The sequence below is a fragment of the Elstera litoralis genome, assembly GCF_000963705.1.
Lineage (GTDB): Bacteria > Pseudomonadota > Alphaproteobacteria > Elsterales > Elsteraceae > Elstera > Elstera litoralis.
In genome coordinates this window covers 1-3,150 of sequence record NZ_LAJY01000616.1, presented here as the reverse complement: position 1 = coordinate 3,150, position 3,150 = coordinate 1, and the positions used below count along the sequence as shown (strand labels likewise).

Annotated in this window: 3 protein-coding genes; all 3 read left to right on the top strand. The window is 59.1% G+C overall.

Annotation, left to right across the window (positions count from 1 at the left end):
- The coding region (locus tag VZ95_RS18285) for an HRDC domain-containing protein (RefSeq protein WP_045777132.1) at nt 1–392 on the top strand (392 nt) is incomplete at its 5' end.
- Nucleotides 393–910: 518 nt separating this feature from the next.
- On the top strand, nt 911–2,611 hold the full coding sequence (locus VZ95_RS26000; RefSeq protein WP_052711926.1) for a methyl-accepting chemotaxis protein: 1,701 nt from the start codon (nt 911–913) through the stop codon (nt 2,609–2,611).
- 46 nt (nt 2,612–2,657) lie between these two features.
- Nucleotides 2,658–3,116 (top strand): cache domain-containing protein, encoded by a 459-nt coding sequence (locus tag VZ95_RS18275; RefSeq protein WP_052711925.1) that lies wholly within the window; start codon nt 2,658–2,660, stop codon nt 3,114–3,116.
- Nucleotides 3,117–3,150: the final 34 nt, after the last annotated feature.

Here is a 3,150-nt window from a genome sequence, read left to right as displayed (position 1 = left end):
TCACCGCCGACCCGGAAGCCTATGGCGGCCTCTGCCTCACCGATGCCGCCCGCCCCGTCCTGATCGATGGGCAGCCCCTGCGCCTGCGCCGCGACCCGATGGCCGCGCCGACGCGCAGCAGCGGCAGCAGTTCAACCCCGCGCGACCGCAGCACGCCCAGCCTATCCACGGCCGAACAGAGCCTCTTTCAGCAGTTGCGCGGCTGGCGGCTCGATCTCGCCCGCGAGCATAAGCTGCCGCCCTATGTTATCCTTACCGACGCGACGCTCTACGATATCGTCCGCTTGCTCCCGGCCAGCCTGGAGCAGCTCGCGCGCATTCCCGGCATCGGTCGCTCCAAGCTGGAGCGCTACGGCGAGGCGATTCTCGAACAACTCGACCGCGCCCGATAAAGCGGCACACGCCCGAAGCTATGACGCGGCTGCACGGGGGTATGCTTTTGTGCGCCGCACAATTTCAAAATCATTCTGATTAATAATAATTAACGCGATATCTGTTTTTTTGACTGATCGCCGGTCTCCAATCAACCGAATGCGTAAATCATTGCTCTAAAAAACCTCATCAAGGACGGGAAAATTTAATTTTAATCAGAGGCCTAAGCCAATATTTTTATGCTCATAGCCTATTTAATAAGGAATCAATTTAAAGTTACCAATAATTAACCCGTTAATACTAGGCGTTTAATTCACAAACTCAAAATATTAAAAATTAAAATACATTCTTCACATATACATAGACTCGACAAGTCATACAACTCCAGTGTTAATATGTTGCAGCACAACATTCGTTACCGGACCGCGACAGGGTCATAACCGCTGAAACCCATACAGATGTATGCGCTTCGGCGACCCAATCGACCTTTGGCATCGCCAAAAGGCATCGCGTCTGTTTGCGTGAGAGAGGGCCAGCCGTGGCTAATAAGATTTCTCTGTCGATCCGATGGAAAGTTTTCATCATCCCAGGCGTGGCCTTGATCGCGCTAGGATTGCTGGCGCTCGTCGGGATCTCCACAATCTCCAACCAGAACCGCGTTCTCGATCAGATCACGCGCATCTCCAGCGCGAAAGCGACCGAGGCGCTCCAGCTCTCGCGTGCTTTCGAACAGGCGCACGCCGAACTGATCCGCATGGTCGCCTGGAGCGCCGCGATTTCGGACGAGAAAATTCTCTCTAAAGTTGAGACAGATTTCAAGGCTAAACTTTCCAGCACGCGCGCCTCGCTGAATGCCCTGCCTTCGCGCTTTGCGCTCAGCGCGACCGAAGCAGGCCTGCTTTCCGGCTTTACCGACAAATTGCAAAAGTATGAAGCCGGGGCCGCAGCCGTACTGAGTTCGGTGCGCTTGGACGTTGCCTCCTCGGTTTCGCTGGTGTTAACGGCCCAAGCCAGTTCCGAGGCGATCATTGCCAATCTCGCCGAGTTCGAGCAGGAAGCCCGCCGCGAAGCCGATACCGCCATCGCCGCCGCCACCGCCGCCGGGGAACAGGCGCGGACGCTCTATCTTCTCATTTCCGGCGCGGCGACGCTGCTGCTGGCCGTGATCGCCGTCTTCGTCGGTCGCTCTATCGCCCAGCCGGTAACGGCGATGACCGACGCGATGGCGCGGCTGGCGAAAAACGAGATCGACGTTGCCATTCCCGCCCTAAACCGGGGCGACGAAATCGGCGCGATGGCGGCTGCCGTGCAAGTGTTCAAGGAAAACGCCGCCCAGGTGCGCGCGCTGACCGCCGAGCAGGAGGCCAACCGGCGGCAGGCCGAAGTTGTGCGCAAGCAAACCATGACCGGCCTCGCCCAGGATATCGAACAGTCGGTGCGGTACGCCATCGTCTCGATTTCGGATATGCTGGCCACCATCCGCACGCAAGCCGTGGGGCTTGCCCGCAGCGCCGAGGACGCCAGCCAGCAATCGATTCTCGTCGCCGCCGCGTCGGAGCAGGCCAGCTCGAACGTCTCCACCGTTGCCGGGGCCACCAGCCGCCTCGCCAGCCAGATCGAGCGCATCAATCTGAAGGTCCGCGAATCGAGCCAGATCGCCCAGGAAGCCGTGACCGAAGCCTCGCGCACCGACCGGGTCGTCGGCGATCTCGTGCAAGCCTCCGGGCGCATCAGCGAAGTCCTGCGCCTCATCACCGATATTGCGGAACGCACCAATCTCCTGGCGCTGAACGCCACCATCGAAGCCGCCCGCGCCGGGGAAGCCGGGCGCGGTTTTGCCGTGGTTGCCACTGAAGTCAAAAGCCTCGCCCAGCAAACCGGCGAGGCAACGGAAGAAATCGCCTCGGAAATCAATGCGATGCGCGGCGCGACCGATCAGGCCGCCACCGCCATTCGCCTTATCGTCGGCACGATTGGCCGCGTCGAACAGGCGCTCACGATTATCGCCGAAGCCGTTCACGAACAGGGGTCCGCCACCTCGGACATTAGCGCCAGCGTGTCGGAAGCCGCCCTCGGCACGCAAGCAGTCAGCCGCGACATTAGCGGCGTGAAGCAGGTCGCCGAAACCGTCGGCTCGGCGGCGGTCGTCGTCGAGGAATCGACGGCTAGCCTCGGCGATGCCTGTCAGACGCTTCAGAACGGGGTCGATCAACTCGTGGCGCGCCTCAAAACCGCCTGATCGGCTCCCCTTTCCTTCCTCGCCCCATTTTGTTGGAGACGCTCCTATGTTGAAATTTCTGTCTGCCGCCCTGATGGCGCTGATGCTCACCGTGGCGGGGCCGCTCGCCGCCGCAGGGCCGGCCGAACAGGCCGAAGCGATGACGAACAAGGCGATCAAGCACTATCAAACCGTCGGTAAAGACAAGGCTTTCGCCGATTTCGGCGATACCACCAATAAGGAATGGGTGGATGGCGAATGGTATGTGCTCGTCGTCGATGCCGAGAGCGCGATGGCGCTGGCCTATTACGACCCGAAGATGATTAACAATCCCGCCATTCCCGACCTGAAGGACATGGAAGGTAAATTCATCATCCGCGACCAAATCGCCGCCGCCAATAAGACGGCCGATGGCGGTTGGGTTGAATATGTGTGGCGCAACCCGGCAACGAAGAAGTTGCAGAAGAAGAAATCCTTCACTAAGAAGTTTGACAGCAAAGTGTTCGTTGTCGGTTACTACGAATAGGCCTTCGAATATCGCGCTTTAAATTTGAGACAGA